This window comes from uncultured Selenomonas sp., assembly GCF_963528755.1.
In the GTDB taxonomy this organism is placed as follows: domain Bacteria; phylum Bacillota; class Negativicutes; order Selenomonadales; family Selenomonadaceae; genus Selenomonas.
The window spans coordinates 311410-332597 of the sequence record NZ_CAURXA010000002.1; the positions used below are offsets into that span (position 1 = coordinate 311410).

Annotated in this window: 7 protein-coding genes, 1 tRNA gene and 1 riboswitch; of the genes, 4 read left to right on the forward strand and 4 right to left on the reverse strand. The window is 55.7% G+C overall.

Annotation, left to right across the window (positions count from 1 at the left end; all coding sequences use genetic code 11):
* Nucleotides 1–45: 45 nt before the first annotated feature.
* Nucleotides 46–1311 carry a DAK2 domain-containing protein gene (locus RWS31_RS03655; protein ID WP_314596167.1) on the reverse strand — a complete coding sequence of 422 codons (1266 nt, stop codon included), beginning with the start codon at nt 1309–1311 and terminating at the stop codon, nt 46–48.
* Nucleotides 1312–1796: 485 nt separating this feature from the next.
* Between RWS31_RS03655 and RWS31_RS03660 the strand changes: the two genes are divergently transcribed.
* From RWS31_RS03660 to RWS31_RS03675, 4 genes are all read left to right on the forward strand, one after another.
* A complete protein-coding gene (locus RWS31_RS03660) occupies nt 1797–4397 on the forward strand; it encodes a cell division FtsA domain-containing protein (protein ID WP_314596169.1) in 2601 nt (866 codons plus the stop codon).
* 90 nt (nt 4398–4487) lie between these two features.
* Nucleotides 4488–4561: transfer RNA gene (locus RWS31_RS03665), tRNA-Gly, on the forward strand.
* A 131-nt stretch (nt 4562–4692) separates the two neighbouring features.
* Nucleotides 4693–5277: a chromate transporter gene (locus tag RWS31_RS03670; protein WP_314596171.1), complete on the forward strand. Its 585-nt coding sequence runs from the start codon at nt 4693–4695 to the stop codon at nt 5275–5277.
* Nucleotides 5278–5289: 12 nt separating this feature from the next.
* A complete protein-coding gene (locus RWS31_RS03675; protein WP_314596173.1) occupies nt 5290–5862 on the forward strand; it encodes a chromate transporter in 573 nt (190 codons plus the stop codon).
* Between the two features lie 242 nt (nt 5863–6104).
* Here RWS31_RS03675 and RWS31_RS03680 read toward each other — a convergent pair whose 3' ends face one another.
* The 3 genes from RWS31_RS03680 to RWS31_RS03690 all read right to left on the reverse strand — a co-directional run bounded on the left by RWS31_RS03680 (nt 6105) and on the right by RWS31_RS03690 (nt 21049).
* Nucleotides 6105–8015 (reverse strand): TonB-dependent receptor, encoded by a 1911-nt coding sequence (locus RWS31_RS03680; RefSeq protein WP_314596175.1) that lies wholly within the window; start codon nt 8013–8015, stop codon nt 6105–6107.
* 227 nt (nt 8016–8242) lie between these two features.
* Nucleotides 8243–8445, reverse strand: a riboswitch (cobalamin riboswitch).
* A gap of 119 nt (nt 8446–8564) precedes the next feature.
* Complete coding sequence (locus tag RWS31_RS03685) at nt 8565–9539, reverse strand: TIM barrel protein (RefSeq protein ID WP_314596177.1); 975 nt, start codon at nt 9537–9539, stop codon at nt 8565–8567.
* Between the two features lie 287 nt (nt 9540–9826).
* A complete protein-coding gene (locus RWS31_RS03690; RefSeq protein ID WP_314596179.1) occupies nt 9827–21049 on the reverse strand; it encodes an autotransporter outer membrane beta-barrel domain-containing protein in 11223 nt (3740 codons plus the stop codon).
* Between the last annotated feature and the right edge of the window lie 139 nt (nt 21050–21188).

Genomic DNA, 21188 nt, shown 5'->3' on the forward strand with positions numbered 1-21188 from the left:
CAAACTGCATCCCGGCACATTCTCACTACCTAAATCATACGGCTTTCATTCCAACAATTTGCGCATCGCCTTGGCATTCTCCTTGGCGGTGCGCTTCTTGTCGTAGAGGGCGACCGCCTTGTCCTGCTCTGCCTCATCCTTTGCGAGCACAAGCTCGACGCGCTCGCCGAGGATGCGTTTCGCCTGGCGTAGCACAAGCTCCATCGAGGAATCACTCGCAACGATCACATACGTTCGCGCGAGGTCGCTGTGCGCCGCGTGCAGGAGTTCCGCTACCGACGGGCATTCCTCGCGCCTGCCCGGCACGATGACGTTTGCGCCGAGTTCCGTCAAGCGCAGGCCGCGCGCTGCATCCGACGCGACGGCGAGGAGCGCGACGGGCAGTAGCGACTCATAGTCCGCCGTCAAGGCATGCGCCTCCGCCATGTCTGTCACACGGAACGACTGCAGCTTGCCCCAGCCGATCGCCTGCTCGACGACGGCGCCCGGATGATCGGTGTGCACATGGACGAGCAGGGAGCGCTCATCGTGCACGACGGCGACGAAGCGGCAATCCTCCTGCAGGCGATGCTCGACGTCACGCGCACGCGCCTTGCTTTCAACGATACGAAACGTCACGCAGTACGGGCGCACAAGGTCGCGGCGCGGGTCAGGAATCGAAAGCCGATCTTCTCCCATACCGAGCGACAGGCTCACAGCCGGCGAGACGAAGTGCCCATCGAGACCCTTCATACAACCCTGCAAAAACGTCTGCATGACGAGCGCCCCCGGCTCTTCGCGCTTTTCCTCCGCCAGAGCCTTCCGTCCCTCGTCAATCGCCGTCTGCAGGATCTCTGCGATCGGAAGATTTGCGCGCACCGCATGGTACGCGCCCTTCGCCACTGCCTTGGCGGCGGCGACAAGCACCGTTTCCACTGTCGGAGGCAGTACGCGCTGCGCGTAGAGAATGCCGTACTGGAACGCCTTGCCGAATTCTGACGAAGTCGCGTCATTCTTTCCCGACAGCCCCTTCGCGATGCCGCGCAGGAGCTGTGCGAGCACGACACCCGACGTACCGCGCGCTCCAAGCACCGCCGCGCTCGCCACACGCCTTGCAAGGCCGCCGATACTCTCATCCTTCACGTCGACGAGCGGCATGACCGCCGCACCCATCGTGCGCAGCACATGCGTGCCTGGAAGCGCCGAGCGCTCCCCCTGTCTCTTTCTTGAAAGCGCGTCAATGCCCTCATATTCCAGAAGAAACTCCCCGTAAGCGCCACTCAACATGCGTTTGAAGTCGCTTCCCGTAATGACTTCTCGATTGCCCGTCATAGGATCCCTTCTCTCCATTCAAATAATTTGTAGAAAATTTCCTGCAAGAAACAGGATTCTTTTATAGTATTCGCGAAATAAGAGAATTAACCTTCTATAAAACCTCAATAAATCCATTTCCGCAATTTAAATTACTATGAAAGTCCAAGAAGTCAAGCCCAAAGGGCGCAGACTGATTGGCTCTTTCATGTAAGGCGTGTGGACATATGTACAATGTGCCTCTTTGGTGCGCTGTCGCAGGAACCGGGCAAGAACATGACTCGTGCTGCTTCGCGCGGCGGCTGAACATATGTCCAGAAAGTTTACTATGAAAGTCCAAGAAGGCAAGCCCAAAGGGCGCAGACGGATTGGCTCTTTCATGTAAGGGCGGCGCACAATGTCCACAAAGTGGACGTCTGTGCGTGTAGTTTCTCATGAAAGGCACAGGAGAAGCGCCGACAAATGTCTGCGCCGTGCGGAAGCGAGACGAGCAAAGGAGTCATTCGATGCCTAGAACAAGAAAGACCTCGGCGAAAACAAAAGAACTGAAAGGTCTCGCCACGGAAGCCATTGTTTCCGAAGCCGCCTCAGGCGAGAGTGTCCTTCCAAACGAAACGGAAACCGCGGGGACGCAGACCTCTGCACTCTCCGCACCGGATGCGGCAAAGACACGAGAAGAAACCGCTGCCAATGCAAACGATACGGTAGCGGTCGTCGCAAAGGAAGAAGCGAACAACGCTGCAGATGAAGCGCCTATCGATACGGCAAAACCCGCCGCCAAAAAACGCGGCAGGAAGCCCGCCGCCAAGACGGCGACGAGGAGCACGCGCGCCAAGGGCACGAAAGCTGCCACCAAGAAGACGACGAAGCGCACCGCCAAAAAGAATACTGCCGAACCCTCGACTGCAAGAACGAAGAAGAAGCCGCACGGCGAGCCGATCTTCGCGCTCGACATCGGCACGCGCAGCATCATCGGCATCGTCGCTGAAAAACTCGACAACGAGCAAATGCGCATCCTCGCGACTGTGCGCCGCGAGCACAAGACGCGCGCCATGCTCGACGGCCAGATTCACGACGTGCCGCAGGTCGCCGACCTCATCCGCGAGGTCAAGCGCGAGCTGGAAAAGACGACGGGACCTTTGAAGTCCGCTTCCGTCGCCGCTGCTGGCCGCGCCCTCTACACCATGACCGCTGAAGCCTCCGTCGAGATCAACGGCGTCATCACCGACGAGCAGCAGCGCGCCCTCGACTTCTCGGGCGTGCAGGCAGCGCAGGCGAAACTCGCCAGTTCCAAGGACATCGAAGACCCCGGTCGTTACTATTGCGTCGGCTATAGTACGATCCAGTACACGCTCGATGACATCCCCTTGAAGAGCCTCGTCGGTCAGCGCGGCAAAATCGCCAGAGCGACCGTCATCGCTACCTTCTTGCCGCGCCAGGTCATCGATTCCATGCAGTCGGCTCTGCGGGACGTCGGCCTTGAGATGCACGCGCTTACCTTAGAGCCGATCGCCGCCATCAACGTCCTCATCCCGCCGACGATGCGTCACCTAAACCTCGTGCTCGTCGACATCGGCGCAGGTACGTCCGACGTCGCCATCACGAAGAACGGCTCCATCATCGCCTACGGCATGGTTCCTCTAGCGGGCGATGAGATCACCGAGGCCATCAGCCAGCGCTACCTCCTCGACTTCAACGTGGCGGAAGACGTCAAGCGCAACGCCTCCGCCGGGCGAGAATCGAAATTCACCGACATCCTCGGCACGGAATACGACCTCGGCCCCTCCGACGTCATCGGACCGATCATGCCGAATATCCAGAACCTTGCCGACTCCATCGCACGCCAGGTGCTCGAACTCAACGGTGACTCGCCGCAGGCTGTCATGCTCGTTGGCGGCGGATCGCAGACACCAGGACTTGCCGCGCTCGTCGCCAAGGCACTCTCCGTGCCAGAGAATCGCGTCGCCGTGCGCCATCCTGAAAGTGTCATCGGCGTCGAGGCCATCCCAGCAGAACTGCAAACGCCCGATGCAGTCACCCCTTTGGGCATCCTGAAGATCGCCTCGATCAACCTGCTGCACTTTCTCTCCGTCTATGTCAATGAGCAGGAAATCAATCTCTTCAATTTCCGCGACCTCACCGTCTCTGACGCCCTTCTGAATGCCGGCATTCAGCTCAAGAAATACAACGGTCGTCCCGGACTCGGCCTCATGGTCACAGTCAACGGCGAGAAGAAATTCTTCCCTGGCTCGCTTCCTTCCATGGCGATCCTGAAGCTCGACGGAGAGGACACGACGCTCGACGCCCTCGTCAAGGCGGGCTGCCGCATCACCGTCGCGCACGGCAAGGACGGCGAGACGCCCGAAGTGCGCCTCGCCGACCTCCTGCAAATCGAGCCGGACTTCCCGCTGGAAATCAACGGCAAGGAGACGCACATCCACCAGGCCGCCTACGTCAACGGCGAAGCCGCCGCTCCTGATCGACTGCTCGCCGACAACGACATCGTCGAGAGCAAGGAGCCGCGCACCTTGGGCGAGGCTCTGAAAGCCGCCGGCTACCCACCGACGGGCCGCAAGATCCGCTACACGCTCAATGACAACACCGCGCAGTACGTCGTATCACCCGAAATTCTGCTGAACGACGCGCCCGCAACGATCTCCGAGCCGATTCATGAAGGCGATCGCATCGAATATCAAATGACGGCAGAGCCAAAGCTCAGCGACGTGCTCGACATCTCGCGCCTGCAGTCCGCCGTCACCATCATCTACAACGATCAGGAGTACGAAATTCCCTCCGCCTCCCTGGAACTTGAGGTCAACGGTCACAAGGCGTCGCCCGGCACCTACCTCGAAGACGGCAGCGCCGTCTACTACAGAATTTCCGAAAAAAAGGCGACGACCGTCAACGAAGCTCTGCTCGCTGTCGGCTTTGAGCCGCCGCCCGCCACGAGCCGCGTCAGCGTCTCCATCTTCGTCAACCGCCGTCCCGTCGTCTTCACCGACCCCATCAAGAACGGCGACCGTCTCGACATCGTCATCAAGCCCTTGCCCGCGCCCACGACTCCCGCGGGCTTCAGCGGCATCCCAGGCGCAGCCACGCAGTCGTAAAGCGGGGCGCAGTCCGCACGCGGCGAAGCCCTCTGAAACTCCCCCTTGCCACGCTCATCAATCTATGATACAATATCCTGCGTAACGTTCGCGGGCATAGTTCATCGGTAGAATGAAAGCTTCCCAAGCTTTAGAGGTGGGTTCGACTCCCATTGCCCGCTCCATGCGAGAACCTAGAGCTGTCGGAAACGGCAGCTCTTTTTGTATAGAACTCACACACTAAAATGCAGGCTTTGCGATTATTTCGCACTGCATTTGCCAGAAACTGACTGATCCTCAAAAAGGAGCAATCCCAATGAAGCAGACAGAAGTTCCGGCATCGCCTCGTGATGCCAAGCATTTTTACTGGAAGCTCTTTTCTTCCACCTTCATCATCAGTGCCGTCACCATCGGCGGCGGTTTCGTCATCATCCCACTGTTGAAGGCGAAGTACGTCGATGAATACGGCTGGATTGACGACAAGGAGGCTCTCGACATGGTCGCCATCGCGCAATCCATGCCGGGCATCGTCGCCGTCAACGCCTGCATCATCCTCGGCTACCGCATGGCGGGACTCGCAGGCTCCTTGACGGCGCTCCTCGCAACGGTGCTGCCGCCCCTCATCACGCTTTCTGTCATCGCTCGCTGCTACGACGCTTTTGCCAGCAATCCGACGGTGCAACTCGCATTGAAAGGTATGCAGTGCGGCGCGACAGCTCTCATCCTAAAGGTCGCCATCGACCTCTTCATCAAGCAGGCGAAAACGCGCCTCCTGCTGCCCATGGCGATCATCCTCGCGACTTTCGTCGCCAACGTGTTCTTCGATGTCAACATCATGCTGCTCATCATCATCGACGGCATCATCGGCCTCGTCCTCATGCAGGACAGGAAATTCGGCTGAGGGGGCACGATCATGATATATCTTCAGCTTTTCTTCGAGTTTGCCAAGGTCAGCATCTTCTGCGTCGGCGGCGGCTACGCTTCCATGCCGCTCATCCAAGCTGCCGTCGTCGATGAGCGCGGCTGGCTGACGCTTGCCCAGTTCATCGACATCTTCACGATCTCACAGATGACGCCCGGTCCCATCGGCATCAACGCCGCAACCTTCGCGGGCATGAAAGTCGCGGGCACCTGGGGCGCCGTCGCGGCGACAGCGGGCTTCGCCTTCCCGTCGCTGATCCTCGGCATCGCACTCGCCAAGCTCTTCTTCAAGTATGGCGACATCGGCTCGATCCGCGGCATACTGAACGGTCTGCGCCCCGCCGTCATCGCTCTCATTTGCGGCGCGGCGATCGACTTCATCCTGCTCGCCGTCTGGAACACGGAGAGCCTTCCCACAAGTTTTGATGCGACCGAATGGAGCAGCATCGTCATCATCGCCTTCGCCCTGATCGCCATGCACTACAAATATGGCGTCATCACGATTCTCGCCGCCTCCGGCGTGCTCGGCGTGCTCTTCGGCATATTGAAGAACGGCGGCATGTAACCACAAAACAAAAAGGAGCATCTGCAGGGATTTTCCCGCGCAGATGCTCCTTTTTATAGATTCGTTCGCTTTTCCCTCGACGTGGCTGCCAGGTCAAACCCAACGTGCACCGGCTGATTGCTGGTTTCATGTAATGGCGGCGCACAACATCCACGAATTGGACATTTTTTTGTGTGGCTTACCATACCATAAATCAGACGATATGAATAGACGTAAGGTATATGCTTGACACTTTTTAATGATTAGAAACTATGCTCCACACCGACGACAAAGCTGCGTCCCGGAGCCGTATACCAGCGTTCAGGATGGGTAGGATCTGCAGCAGACTGCTCGGCATAGAACTGATTGAAGAGATTATTGATCTTGAGATAAATCCTCGTCGTGTCCATGACCTTGTAGTTCATGCCGAGATCAACGACCCAATAGTTCTTGGCAGGGAAAAAGTCATAACCGCTGACATCTTTCCCCTTAAGATCAAAGACGCCGCGCACCAAAAGCGAGGAATCAAACGCACGATTGCGATAGTCTACACCAATATTCCACTGATGCTTCGGCAGATAACCATCAACATTTGCTTCGCGCGACTCAGTCGCATCAACATGCGTATTCGTATAACCAAGACGTACGCTCACATGCGAGTCAAAGCGCTTCGCAAGCTGCAGATCCCAGCCATGCGCATCCTCATCACCGACATTTTGATATTTATTTGTGCTCCAACCGATACGATCTTTGGAGTGACGACGATAATAATGTGCTGTGGCGATCAGTCCTTTGCCAAAGTCATGAGCAATGCCGATCTCCTGTGTATTACCCGACTCTGCTTTAAGATTCGGATTTCCAGGATCAACAGAACCGCCCCATGTATTCTTTGCATAGAGCTGATACGGTGTCGGTGTTAAAAAATATCCACTGTAAGACACATACGCGTGTGTCTTCGGCGTGATGTCATAGCCAAGGCTGACGCTCGGACTTGTATGGCTGCCAAAGCCGGAACTGCTGTCATGACGAATGCCTGCCGTGAGATTCAATACAGGTAGGATATTCCACTGATCCTGCAAATAGAAGGAGCGATTTATCAGACCGGTATTTGTCAGCGAGCTTCCCTGGGTATCATCCTTTGTAAAATCAAAGCCAACCGTCAACGTATGATCGCCGATTTGCTTATCCAACTGATCGCTAAATTTCGTCGTCCAAATAGTAGAGCCAGAGCTACCTATCGTATAATCATATTTGCTGCGACCATAGATCATCTGGTTTTTCGTTGTATCGTCCATCTGAATCTCCCAACGCAGATCGCCGGCGATGTGATGGACATCTACATCCTCAATCTTTGGAGCAGGCCACCCATATACGTTGAAGTAACGGCTCTCATCTTGATAGGTGCGCAGATTGAATGCCAGATAGGATGCCTTGCTCAGTTGTTTGCCGAGATGCACGTTGACCGAATCATCATTCTGTGCAGACGGGGTTTTATTGCCATGCCCGTCTTTGAAATCGTTGCTCTTATCCTTCTGATATTTGAGCCGCCAATCAAGACCATTCTCACTGCCTTCGTAGGCGATGCCGTAAAGCTGCTTACCGAAACTGCCATAGGCGGCTCTGACCTTCGCCTTCGCGTTCTTCGCCTTCTTCGTGATAATGTTGATGACGCCGCCCTTGGCATCCGAACCATAGAGCGTAGATGCCGAGCCGTGCAGCACTTCGATGCGGTCAATGCCGCTGAGATCCTTCAGCGCCGATGTCAAGGACACCCCCGCACCGCCGGCATAATTTTGCCGCACGCCATCGACTAAAACAACGACAGCATCAGAACCATTGATTGAAAGTTTATTGGTGTTATTATACCCTGCCGGCGCATACTCATTGACCGTGACGCCCGGGACATCGCGCAGAGCCTGCGTCAGATCCGTATAGTGGCGCTTTTCTATATCCTTTCCCGTGATGACCGTGATGTTTGCATTCGCCTTGAGCTCTTGCACTGGCGTACGCGTCGCCGTGACGACCGTCTCGTCGAGCGAATGCTCCGATACGGCGTCCTGCGTCGACTCCGATTCTGCAGCAAACGCCTGTCCTCCCACAGGATACAAAGCAGTGAACATAAGTGTCGCCGCCACCGTCGCGCCGAGTTTCTTCCTCGACCCTGTTCTTCCCATTTCAATCTCCTCCTAAAACTCTGTCCACAGACAAATTTATATTCAGCCGCCGCTCTTGCTTTATCGACGGATAAATACCAAGAATAGTACACATTCCCATTTCTACACAAAAAAGCCCTCCCTGCATCGCAGAAAGGGCGCACTCCCATCACAACGGCATCGCAAAAGCCGCTTTGACCAAAGGCAAATACGTTGCCGAAAATCTCCTCCCCATCGCTCGCAGGTCAAACGGTGACTGTCGATCAGGCAGTTCTCCTGGCTTCAGTTCATCACCTGTCTGCGCCTTCCCAAGGATTGACTCCTCAGTGACCATCTCAAGAAACACAAAATTCTCTCGTGCAGACCGGCTCGCTGCTACAGTGGCGGGACCGCTCCGGCATATACCGGATTCCCTATTAAGTCTTGCGACACCTGATCCAATCTGTATGAAGTTTTATCGATTTCTAAAAAATAGCGTAGCATTGAACAATGCTCTTGTCAAGTAGGAATATCAGAATGTATGAATGTATGCACCTCTGATCTTTAAGGAAGCACAGACACATTCAGTTTCTATGAAATCGTATTCCGCAAAGCTTCTTGCTGTGTTTGCAGCTTTTCTTCCCAATCGGTACGCGAGCGCTGTATGAACTCGTGCACAAGATAGTCAGGGTAGATAAGATCGACGATGCGCCGCGCCGCATCCGTCTGAAATGGCTGATGGCGGTCGACCTGCAGGACGTATTCCATGGCTTCTTGCCAAGACAGGCTGCGATGCTCGCCCGCATGCTCCTCCATCATGCGCTTCGTATAACTTCCCGAAAGCGATTGATGAAGATGCACGCCGTAGATTCGCTTGCCAAGTTCACCAAGGTTTTGATAAATCTCCTTCACATAGCGTACACCATCTTCCTCGCTCGTGAGATCGACATTCGTATTCATCAGATGCCCGACATCAAGCATAAAGCCCGTGTCCGCATGGGAAACGCGCTCCAAAAGCGCACTCGCGAGCTGCGGCTTTTGAAAGGTCAACCCTGGCCACCAGAGATTTTCAAAGAGCAGGCGCGTTCCCTGCGGTATCTCAGCTGCGATCTCATTGACAAGATCGATCGTCCCTTCGATGACCTCCTCATCGGTATGAGCGAACTCGCGCGTATACATCTCCGATGTCACATTGTGCGCGACATGAAAGACGAGATACTGCGGCCGACAAGTCGCCGCTTGGCGCAGATTCTCTTTCCACGATTCCACCCAGTCATCAACATCAAGAGAGCCGTAGTAGGCGCGAATATTTTCCTCCGTGCCGAACTCTGCAAGGAGCGCAGCTTTATCCCCGCGCCAAAAATCCAGCCACGACGGCCAGAAAAGGAGATGTACGCCCTTGATATACGTGGGCGGATACATCGCTCGATCCCACGGCGCACAGAGCATGAATTCGATGCCATCGAGTCCGTAGCGCTGAATGAATTCATGGAGGGCCTCCGTTTTATTTTGCAGCAAGTTCTCTATATCGCAGCCTGCATTCGATATATTCACCAGTTCCAGCATAAAATCTCCTGATTCATTATCGTCTGAAAAATTCCTTCATTTTGAAAAACATGGCAAGTTCAGTCTATCATAGACGAACATCCAACGTCAAGAATCTGGAGGGGAGGAAGAAGGAGCCGCACATAAGCTCGGACCTCTTATGTCGGCTCCTTCCAAAAGTATAACAGGGATTCTGCACGAAATCTTTTTCGTGCAGAATCCCTGCTTTTCGCTTCTTTTTCTTTTATGCCGTTCCTACGGCGGCGCCATTCTCCTCCATTCTTTCGTCCTTCCTTTCGGCGGATTCCTTAGAAGCTCCAACGAAGTCCCGCATCGACGCGCCAATTCGTCTTGATATCGCCGCCGAAGGTCTTCTCGAACGTGCCGTAGAGACTCGTCCTGTCACCCAATTTTGTCGTACCGCCGAGCTGAATGCCAACCCAGGTGTCCTTGCCGTCCTGATGCGTCGTCTTCCATGGGCTAGACCCGTCGGAGTAGTCCGTCGAGAGGTCTCCCGCGAATTCATGATAGAGCGACGCCTTCAGGAACCACGTGCTACGCTCCGTCTCCTGTCCGAAGCCGACGCCGAGGCGGCCAACGAAGCTGTTCATCGCGCCTTGACGCACATACATTTTCTGCCCAGCATAGTCCGTTTCACCTGTATAGTTGACACCGTTCAGATGGCTGTAGATCAGCTCGATCTGCGGTTCGATGAAGCTGCCGCCCTTCAGACTGATGCGCCTGCCGTATTCTGCCGAGAGCGATCCGCCCCATGTGTGGAAATCACCCTTGACATAGTGACCGAAATCATTGTAGACGGTGTACTCGTTCGTGAGCCTGCCGATCTTCGCAATGATGTCGACATATTCACCGTTCTTGCCTGTCCATGTGCCATAGATACCGAGATTACCTTCCTTGTTCGTACCATTACCGCTCACATAGGAGGAGCTTCCCTTCATGTAGCTTCCGGCAACCCCGACACGCCAGTCGTCTCCAACCTTCTTGTCGTAGCCGACCTGAATCGTCGTGTAGTTCATCTGGAAGTTCATCTTGTCCTTGTTACTCGACGACTTGCCGCGGTAGACACGCGCCCAGATTCCCTCACCTTCTGGCGAGAGCCTGAGATCGCCCATGCGCTTCATGAGATCGTTCGCCTCGGCACGCCACGCCATCGTCGATGCCGTCATCGCCGATTTGACGCCGCTCATAAGCTTCGTCTCATAGTCACCGTATTCAATCTTCGAATCCGGATTCGGTTTCGGATTGGGCTTGGGATTCGGCTTCGGATTCGGTTTCGGATCTGGCTTGGGATCTGGTTTCGGATCCGGCTTCGGATCTGGTTTCGGATCTGGTTTCGGATCCGGCTTCGGATCCGGTTTCGGATCCGGCTTCGGATCCGGCTTCGGATCTGGTTTCGGATCTGGTTTCGGATCCGGCTTCGGATCTGGCTTCGGATCTGGTTTCGGATCCTCCGCCGGCGTGTACTTGTAGGCGCCTTGACCCGTCGCTTCATCGAACGTGATGTTCTCCAACCGCTTACTTGCAGACGATGTCGTGAGGCCTTCGGCGATCTCCGCCTTGCCTGTGAGGTTGCGCTCGCTCTCCTTGTACGCGTCGTACCAGAGCTTGTTCGCAAGGGAGTTCAGCGTCTGGCTCACGAGGTTCTTGTCCGTTGCCTTCGTCGATTCCGTATTGAGTCCGGCGTTGTCCGTCGTCAGAGTAATGGCGCTGTTCGCCTCCGCTTTCTTGATCATGAGCCTACCGCCGTAAACCGTCGTCGGCATCGTGGCATCATGGCGATAGAGTACCTTCGTATTGCCGCTGTAGCTGTCAATCGTAAGGTCACCCGTCTCGCCCAGACCCTTTTCTTCGATTGCAGACGATCCCGTCTGTACGGGTGCGCCGGAGAGGCTGTTGCTTGATGCGAGGAAGCGGTATGTCCCTGTCATGTCGATGAAGCCGCCGCTGCCCGTGAAGTACTTGACCCTACTGATTGCCGACTTACTGTCCTGATCCTTCTGCTCCGGCGTGATGGCGTTGTGCCAGATGGCGCCGTTAGCGAGCTTGAGCTGCAGGTTTTCGCCGATATGGAAGCCTGTCCACGTCGTGCCCGCACCGCTCATCTCCACCTTCATGGAGCCGTTGGCAAAACCCTTCCAATAGGAGCCGTTCTTCATGAAGAGGTTGACGGCGCCGAGCTGCCCCGGCGTCACGCCGTAGCCGCGCGTATCGGCATAGTTGCCAATCCAGTGCGAGTCTGCCGTCGAAAGCCCGACGGAAACGCGCCCCTTCGTACCCATGCCGCCGTTCGTGACGATATCGCCTTCGATGACGGCGCGATTCGTGCCAGCACCGTTCGCGAGACCGCCGGCGTCCTTTGTGACGTTGAAGTTGACCGTGCCATAGTTGTCCGATACAAACTCGCCGTAGGCGCGGATCGCCGCCCATGCACCGTTTACAGCCTTGATCGTGCCGCCGCCGATGTTGATGGTCGAGGCGACAGCGCTGACCGCTTCGTTCGCACCCTTGCCATTTGCTGCGTCGTTTCCGTCCGCGAGCACGTCGACAAGACCGTCGATGGTGATGTTCGATTCAGCGCCCGTCACGCCATTCATCGACTTGATGACGGCGACGTTCGTCTTATAGTTCCCGTTTGCACGAACCTTGAGCACCTTGTCCTCAAGATTGCCGCCGCCGTTAGCGATATGGATCGCACCGCCGCCGTTGACAAAGAGCGTCGCTGTCTGTCCATAGTTCGTGCTCTCCGCATCGATGGAGATGGTACCAGCGTTCTTGATGTCAACCTTGGAGCCCTTACCGATGGCGGAGATGCCCGTCGTACTGACATCCGTCTTCGTCTTGACGGCGAGGTTCTTACCGCCCAGATCGACATCAAGCGTCTTTCCCGTATTGGCGCTTGAGATTGCCGCGCTGATATTGCTCATCCATGCGCCTGCTGCGATCATGTCCTTGCCTGTCGTAATCGTGGAGTCTTTTGTAAAGATATAGCGCCCATCCGACCTGCGGACACCTGCGTTTGCATATACGGTGTCGTGCGTCTCCTCACCGTTGATGGCGGTCGTGAAATCGCTCTGTGTCTGCGATGGCGGCGGAGGGAGCAGCGGCGTATACGAGTAGCCGCCTCTGCCCGTCGCAGCGTCAAACGTGATGTCCTCAATGCGCTTCGCTGCGGCAGACGAAGTAAGCCCCTCAGCAATTTCCACCTTGCCGCTCAGGCTCTTCTCACCGTTCTTATACGCTGTATAATAGAGCTTGTTCGCGAGGGCGTTCAGCGTCGCACTCACGAGATTCTTATCTTCGATGAGCGTCGAGTCCGTACGAAGACCGTTGCTGTCCGTGCGCAGTGTGACTCGGCTTCCCCCTGCCGCCTTGTTGATGACGACATTGCCGCCCTTCATCTGCGTCGGTGCAGCTGTGTCATGCGCAAAGAGAATCTTCATATAACCGATATAGTCATCGATTGTGATGTCCTTGTCATTCTTTTGGAAGATCACCCCGGCACGATCTTCCGATGAACCGCCCGTCAGATGTGTGACGTGGCTTCCCTTCCATGCGTCCGCAGCACTGGATCTCAGTTCATTCGTCCAGAGCGCACTATTCCGTAGGGTCAAGTTGAACTGACCAACATCATGCGCCAAAAAGCCTCCCTTCTGGAAGTCCGTCCGATTGACATCGTATGTCGCTGCTCCCGTCCATGAAGAGTCCACCGTCGTCAACGACGCATTCAACACGCCTTTCGAGGCGAAGTCCACAAGCTGCCCGCCGCTGTACTCGACGGTTTTCTTGCCATATTCATGCGTGACATACATATCGCCCGTGATATTTGTCTTCCGGTTTCCGCTGACGCCTGCGGGGCTGTTGATATTCACCGTACCCTTTTCAGCATGCACAGCATAGTACTGTTTCGTGTGGTCGCCATCCTCGGCAGCTGAAATCGTACCGCCGCCAACATCGATGAGACTGTTCGCTCCGACCGCCTTCAACACGCTGCCCTTGATGTTTTGGATATCAACATTGCCTTTTACCGTGATGGAAGTTTCATCACCCGTCGTCTGCAAAGCCGCCAGGTTGCGTCCATCATCCGCAAGATGTTTTTTAGTGTCCACGCGATCCGCCCGAACGGAACCGACCGTAAGATCGCCATTGATGGCAACACTGCTCTTCGTACCGATCGTGCTCGTTGTCTGTATCGCTGTCGCATTATACCCTTTGGTATGAACTTCTTCGATCTTGACGGGAGCATCAATCTGCAGGCTGGCATTCGCATCTGCATAGATGCCGTTGGCGGCACGCGTATCCGTATTCGTGGCCCTGACGGTCAGCGTCTTTCCTGCACCACTGTTCACGATTTTCACATGCTTGTTGCTGCCGATATAGACTGCATCAGCAATCTTGACTGTGCTGTTCGCTTCAATATTTAAGCTGTGCCCGTTCATATCGACCAGCATCGGATGCTGCTTATCATAGGCCGTATTGTCCGTATAGAGTGCCGATACAACCGTCCCGCCTTTCGCGTTCGGCTGTGTTGCAAGCGCCTGACGATCATAGGTCAACGTCTCCGACTTCGTGATCGGGTCGGTCGATATTTCTGCCTGCGGCGTATAAACATAACCGCCCTGCCCTGTCGTCTTGTCGAACGTGATATTCTCGATGCGCTTCGTTGCAGACGATGCCGTAAGACCTTCAGCGATGGTCGCCCTTCCCGTGAGATTGCGCTCGTTCGTCTTGTAGGCGTCGTACCAGAGCTTCTTTGCAAGGGAATCCAGCGTCGCGCTCACGAGGTTCACATCCGCCGCCTTGGTCGATTCTGTATTGAGGCCGGCATTGTCCGTCAGCATCGTGATCTTGCTGCCTGCCGCGGCTTTCTTGATGGTGGTCGTGCCGCCATAGACCGTCGTCGGCGCTGCGGCATCGTGACGGTAGCGCACGGTCGTATCGCCGCTGAACTCCTCGATTTCGAGGTTACCCGTTTCGCCGACCCCCTTCTCAATGATGGCCGAGCATTTTCCCTGTACCGCGGCGCCTGGGACGCCGGTCTGGTCGAGACTGTCACCAAGACCGAGGAAGCGATTCATGCCTGTCATGTCGATGAAGCCGCCGCTGCCGCTGAAGTTTTTCACCCGACTGATGGCGGCGACGTCCTTCCACCCCTTCTGCTCAGGGGTGACGGCATTGTACCATGTCGCGCCGTCCTTGAGCGTAAGCTTCATATTGTCTTCGATGTTGAAGCCGGTCCACTTCGTATCAGCACCCGACATCTCGACGTTCATAACGCCGCTCGCAAAACCCTTCCAATGGGATCCGTTCTTCATGAAGAGGTTGACGCTGCCATATTGCCCCTGCGTCACGCCGTAACCGTGCGTATCGACATAGTTGCCGTGCCAGTACGATTCGGGCGTAGAGAGACCGACGCTGATGCGCCCCTTCGTGCCCATGCCGCCGTTCGTGGAGAAATCGCCCTCGATGATGGCACGGTTCTTACCGGCTCCGGTCGCCATGCCGGATGCGTCTTTCGTGACGTTAAAATTGACCACGCCGGTATTCTGTGTGACGAATTCGCCATAGGCGCGAATCGCCGCCCACGTGTCGCCGACTGTCTTGATCGTGCCGCCGCCGATGTCGATAGTAGAGGCAACGGCACTAACGGCTTCGTTCGCACCGCTGTTCTTGTCCTTGTTGCCTTCCGCTAGGACATCGACGAGTCCATCAATCGTGATATTGGACTCGGCGCCCGGCACGCCGTTCATCGTCTTGATGACGGCGACGTTCGTCTTCGTATTCACATTGTTGGCGCGCACCTTGAGAACCTTGGATTCAAGGTCTCCGCCGCCGTTTTTGATATGAACCTTGCCGCCGCTGTTGGCATAGACCGCCGCTGTCTGAGAACCGCCCGTATTTTCTGCATTGACGGTAATCGCGCCGGCGTTCTCGATATTCAGCTGCGCCCCGTTGCCAATCGCAGTGATGCCCACCGTGCTGATATCGGTCTTCGTATTGACCGTGAGGTTCTTGCCCTTGAGGTCAATGTTTACAGGGGTCTTTACGTCGGAATTCGAGATTGCTGCGCTGAATGTGGTCAGCCACGCACCGGCCTTGATCTCGGTCTCTCCCGCCGTGATCTTCGTATCTTTCGTAAAGACGTAACTTCCGTCTTCCTGACGTACACCGGCATCCGTATATTCGACATCTCGTGAAGCCTCGCCTGTGATGCCCGTGGTGAACTCGGTCTTCGCTTGTCCGGGCGCAGTCGGCGTACCGTAAACGCCCTTGCCGGTATTCTCGTCAAACGCGATATTTTCAATGCGCTTGCTTGCAGACGACGCCGTAAGTCCTTCGGCGATTTCTACCTTGCCCGTAAGATTCCGCTCGCCGTCCTTGTAAGCACGATACCAAAGTTTGTTCGCCAGTGCGCCGAGCGTCTCATCCACGAGTTTCTTTTCGGCTGCAGATGCTCCGGCAGCTGTATTCAAACCCGTGCTGTCCGTCGTCATGGTAATGCCGCTGCCCGTCTTCGCATGGCCGATCAGCAGCGCACCGCCGATGACCTTCTTTGGATTGGCAGCGTCATGCCCGTAGAACGCGCGCATGTAGCCGCTGTACTGATCGACAGCGATGGTATTGGCCTCGTTCTGGAAAATCATTCCCGCACGCTCGGGCGAAGCGCCGCCGACAAGCGTGGTGATGCGGCTGCCCCAATAGGCTTTCGGCAACGCCGCGCCCTGGTTCACGTTGCGCCATACGGCGCCGTTCTGCAGCCACATGTTGAGTGTGCCGTCACCGTAGGCAAGACCCTTGATGTACGATGAAGAGTTTGTAAGCGCGACATCGATACGGCTCTGCATATCCTGCGAGACGACGTTTCCGTCGAGGCGGACGGCGCTGCTGCCTGCCGCACCGTCTTTGACATTGATGCCGAGACGTCCCGTATAGCCGGCATAGAGAGCCGCCGCATCCGCAGCCGCCTTGTTCACCTTGACGCTGAGACCGTCCAGTGTCATGGCATCATCCATATAAGCATGGACGCCATGGCTGACTTCCGAACCGCCAACATCCATCTCGGTCATGCCGGAAGTGGTGAGTGTCCCCTTATCACCCTTGATGCCATACGCCATTTTCAGTGGGCCAGCAGAATTTTCATCGTTCACAAACAAGCGAAGCGTGCCTGCTTTGATATTGACCTTCTTCTTGGGCGCGAGGCAGATGCCGGCAGATTCCGTGACTCTGTCGCTCTCGCCGCCGGTCTTGATCGTCAGCACATGATCCGAAGCGTCGATATTCAGATTCTTTTTGGAAAGAATCGCGCCGCTTCTTGAAGGCGAATTGTTTTGATAGGCAATCGTCGAATCCTTCGTGAACCGATAGCTGTCATCGTCCTGACGAACCCTTGCATCGACGTATTCCTCATCCTTGTCTTCGTCACCCGTCAGCTGCGTGGTGAACTCCGTCGTCGTCTGTCCTGCCGCCGCTGGTGTATAGCCGCCTTGCCCCGTCGCCTGGTCGAATGTGATGTTCTCAATGCGCTTGCTCGCAGACGCCGTGGTCAGACCCTCAGCGATCTCCACCTTGCCTGTGAGATTGCGCTCGTTCGTCTTGTACGCATCATACCAGAGCTTGTTTGCAAGCGCATTCAGTGTCTCATCAACAAGCTTCACATCATCTTCATCCGTCGAATCCATAGCGAGTCCCGCATGATCCGTCGTCAGCGTGACGCCGCTGTCCGCCTCTGAGCGCGCGATGCGCAGTGCGCCGCCGATGATGTTTTTCGGCGCAGACGCATCGTGCTTGTAGAATACACGCGTATAGCCGCTGTAATCTCCAATCGTGATATCCTTCGCATCGTTCTGGAAAATCACGCCCGCCTCTGCCGCCGAATCGCCGCCAGTCAGCTTCGCGATGCGTCCGCCTGCGTACCCCGTCGGCAGCACAGTGCTCCGATTCGCATTATGCCATGCTGCGCCGTTCTTCAACCACAGGTTGAGCGTACCGCTGCCAAAAGCAAGTCCTTTCAGATAGGAGTCGGCTCCCGTGAGTGCCGCATCGACGCGGCTTCCTGCATCGTGCGCAACAATGTTGCCGCTCAGCTTGACCGTGCTGTCGCCTTCAACGTCATCTTCGATGTTGACATTGATCCTGCCGCTGTTCCGCGCGTCGAGGGACGCCGCATCCTCGGCAGCGTCATTCGTCGCCGCCGTCAAGCCGTCAAGCGTCACTGTGCCATTGAACGCCTGCACCGCCTTACTGACCTTCGTACCGCTGACGTCAATCTCTGTCATGCCGGAAATATTCGTCGTGCCGCCCGCTGTGCGGATGCCCCATGCGGACCCCAAAGGGGCAGCCGAGATCGTGTCATTGGCGATGAGACGCAGCGTCCCGGCCTTGATGTCGAGCGATTTGCTGTCGTTTTGGATGGCTGCCGACTCCTTGACGGTTGCCCTCCCTCCGCCGGTCTTTACGGTCAGGGTGCGGCCCGTCGCGTCGATTTTGACGTCTGCACTCGGTGCGATCGCGCCCCGAGTCATCGCTGCCCCATTCCTGTAAGTGATCGTCGAATCCTTCGTGAAGCGATACGTGCCGTCCGCCTGCTTGACATGTGCATCGACATATTCCTGATCCGTCGTACCGAAGAGACGCTTCGTGAACTCCGTCGTCGTCTGCTCATTGCCCGAAGGAGGCGTCGGCGGCGATCCTGCCGAGTAGCTGCCCTTCTCACTCGCGAAAGTGATGTCCTTGTTGATGGAGGAAAGCGTCAATCCCTCGCCGATGGAAAGCTTGCCCGAGAGTTTGCCGTCTGCATAGCTCTTGTACGTCAGCTTGTTCGCCAGTGCATTGAGAACCGTGTTCTGATTCGCTGCCGTCACGCCGCCCGCATCCGTGAAGAGCGTGAAGACATTCTCCGTACCTACCGCCTTGTTGATGACGATGTCGCCGGCTTTAAACGTCGTCGGGGCAGCCGCATCGTGATCGTAGACAGCGACCGTATGTCCGCTGTAATTTCCCATCGTGATGGGCTTCGCATCTTTCTGATAGATGATGCCGCGCTTTTCTGCACTCGTGCCGCCGAAGAATTGACCAATATTGCTTCTGCCAATGTAGCGCTTGCTTTTTCCCGTACCAACGACTTCACCTGCGCCGATGTCCTCTATGTCCTGATAGTAACGTTCGTTTCGTGCTTCGTTGAGCCATTTCGCGCCGTTTTGCAGGTAAAGATTCGAGAACTGTGTATCGACGAGGCCGTGCAGCCATGATTTGTCTGTTGTGAGGGCAACGCCCACCCCTCCCCTGTCCTTGTCTGCAAAAAGGTCGCCGTCGAGCTGTACGTCTCTCGTGCCGGGCGTCCTGCCATCAGCGCCCAAGTTCATCCGGATCTCTCCGCCATAGGCAGCGAGAGCGTAGTAACTGTACTTCGTTCCGGCAGGCACTTGAATCCTGCCGCCGCCGGCAATCGTGACCGTCGTAGCGCCTTCACCGCCTCGCCCTGCCGACACGCCATTGCCGTAGACCGTCATATCGACGTCACCGGAGACGTTGACATAAGAACCGCTCGTATGCGTCAATATGCCGGCATTGTTGTAGCGCGAGAATACGTTCTCGCGATTGAGCGGGATACCCCATTTCCCCGTATCCGTGCCAGCGATCTTCAGGTTTCCATTGATGTCGATGCCTGCACCTGAAACCGTCCCTACAGACGGCTCTCCAAAGCGATCATGCATTTGAACGGCTACACCGTTGCCGCCAAGGCCGCCCGACATTGAGATATTCACATCACCGTTGAGCGTCATAGTCGGACCGGTCTCCGCCGAATCATCCAACTGAATCGCATTCGTCAAACTGTTGCCGCCTTCAAGACCCTTCGTGATGATATTGATCTTGTCCGCTGTCAGCGTCAGGTTGCTCCCTTCTCCAGCATAGATTCCCGTTGGATTGCCTACGGTATTCTCCACCTGAAGCTGCAGGGGATTCGTATCTGCATTTATCGTTACGTCATTCGTCTTGGCATAGATGGCCGCTACGACGTTTGTGGTGGGATTGCCAATCTTATCCTTTCCGATGGATACAACGGTATCTGCATCAATGTCTTGGGATTCTGTGATAGATTCCGTAATGTCCGGATAACCAAGCCATTCGGCATCTCCATTCCTTTCCGCAGTCCTTGTCACAGCGCCAAGTTCCTTCGGCAGCGTAAGTACGACAGAGGCCGTCTTCCCGCTGACCTGATCCGACTTGACCATAAGGAATTTGTTGAAATTCGCATGATTCTTATTGGCAGAAAAATCTTTCGCCTGCCAAGTGGCTGTCGCCGTACTGTCTCCGTCTCCATAACGCTGCAGCGTATTGCCCAGCTCCAGCCAGAGATTCCGTGTGGTCTGATCGGCATCAAGCTTGCCGAAATAGCCATCCATGCCTTGAGCAGACGCCACTTCCGTCCATTCCTGCGGGGAAGCAGAGAGCAGGTTCGATACGGTCGTCTGATAGACGTGCGCATCAATACCGCCAGATGTCGACAAATTGTACGTCATGACATACGCCGTGCCGTTCGGCATGACTTTCAAATCTCGCATATCTTCGCCCGTCGATTTCACAGCCGCAGGAAGTTCCACCTTCTTCTGCACCATGCTCGATAGTTTGCCCTCAGTACCTATTTGCGCAATACTGATCTCCGTATGGGAAGCATTGCCTGCACCGTTGTTCTGCTTGCCGCCGATTGCCGTGAGCAATATATGGTCGTTGAACTTGTTCAGCCGCGCTTGATCCGTATTACGTCCGATGCGCGTATAGCTGCCGAATTCCAGGCTGCCGTCATCCTTGATCTTATACTGCATGAGGAAGCCGTCGTCATAGCTGTTCCAACTGCCCGTCGGATTGACTGAGACCGCTGCATAGAGATTGCGTCCGTCGACGAGGAGCGCCTCGCCATGCACCTTTGCAGCTGCGGGATTGCCTGTCTCCGTCTCTCCCGTATCGTTGTTCGTATAGCTTTCCGTGAATTGATAACCGGCATGCTGCTTGATATCATTTTTCAGATCGATGACAGTAGCCGTCTGCTCCTTGAGTGCGCCGCCGTCTTCACGAATGACGCCGATCTTCCCGAGATCATAGCCCGTCGCATAAATGAAGTTGTCTGTTGCCGCCACCGCATGAGGATTCTGCACCGAAGTCAGTTTCCCCTTCGCTCCTTCGGATGATTCTCCGAGAGCATCCGGGTCGAGGAGGCGATATGTCGTCTCACCGCCCAAGCTGTACTTCAGCAGGAGTTTGCTCGTGCCCTGCTGATGAAAATTGAATACAGATGCATCTCCGCCCAGATTCTTAAGAACACCCTCCTGCGGAGAATCGTCCGTGAAGCCATTCGTCTGCGAGCCGGACAAGCTGCCCATCTGACCATCCGAATAGTCCGTCGCAATGCTCGTCACAAGCGTCGCTGCGCTTGCGGTCGAAGCATATAGCAACCCGCCAAGAACGAGCGCACTCAGCGGCAAATGCTTCCGTCTGAAAAAGCTCCCTTTCTTCATACTTTCCGCCTCCTATTCTTTTTAAATCACGAATCACATGACCAGAAACTATCATGTTATTGAGAAAACAAGAAGCTTGAAGTAAAGCGGCTTCTTGTTTTCCCACAACATTTCAACTGCTGTCGTTCAAAATATGAAA

Coding starts and splice junctions, on each gene's coding strand:
- RWS31_RS03655 (WP_314596167.1), bottom strand. CDS start 1,311: ATGACGGGCAATCGAGAAGTCATTACGGGAAGCGACTTCAAACGCATG.
- RWS31_RS03660 (WP_314596169.1), top strand. CDS start 1,797: ATGCCTAGAACAAGAAAGACCTCGGCGAAAACAAAAGAACTGAAAGGT.
- RWS31_RS03670 (WP_314596171.1), top strand. CDS start 4,693: ATGAAGCAGACAGAAGTTCCGGCATCGCCTCGTGATGCCAAGCATTTT.
- RWS31_RS03675 (WP_314596173.1), top strand. CDS start 5,290: ATGATATATCTTCAGCTTTTCTTCGAGTTTGCCAAGGTCAGCATCTTC.
- RWS31_RS03680 (WP_314596175.1), bottom strand. CDS start 8,015: ATGGGAAGAACAGGGTCGAGGAAGAAACTCGGCGCGACGGTGGCGGCG.
- RWS31_RS03685 (WP_314596177.1), bottom strand. CDS start 9,539: ATGCTGGAACTGGTGAATATATCGAATGCAGGCTGCGATATAGAGAAC.
- RWS31_RS03690 (WP_314596179.1), bottom strand. CDS start 21,049: ATGAAGAAAGGGAGCTTTTTCAGACGGAAGCATTTGCCGCTGAGTGCG.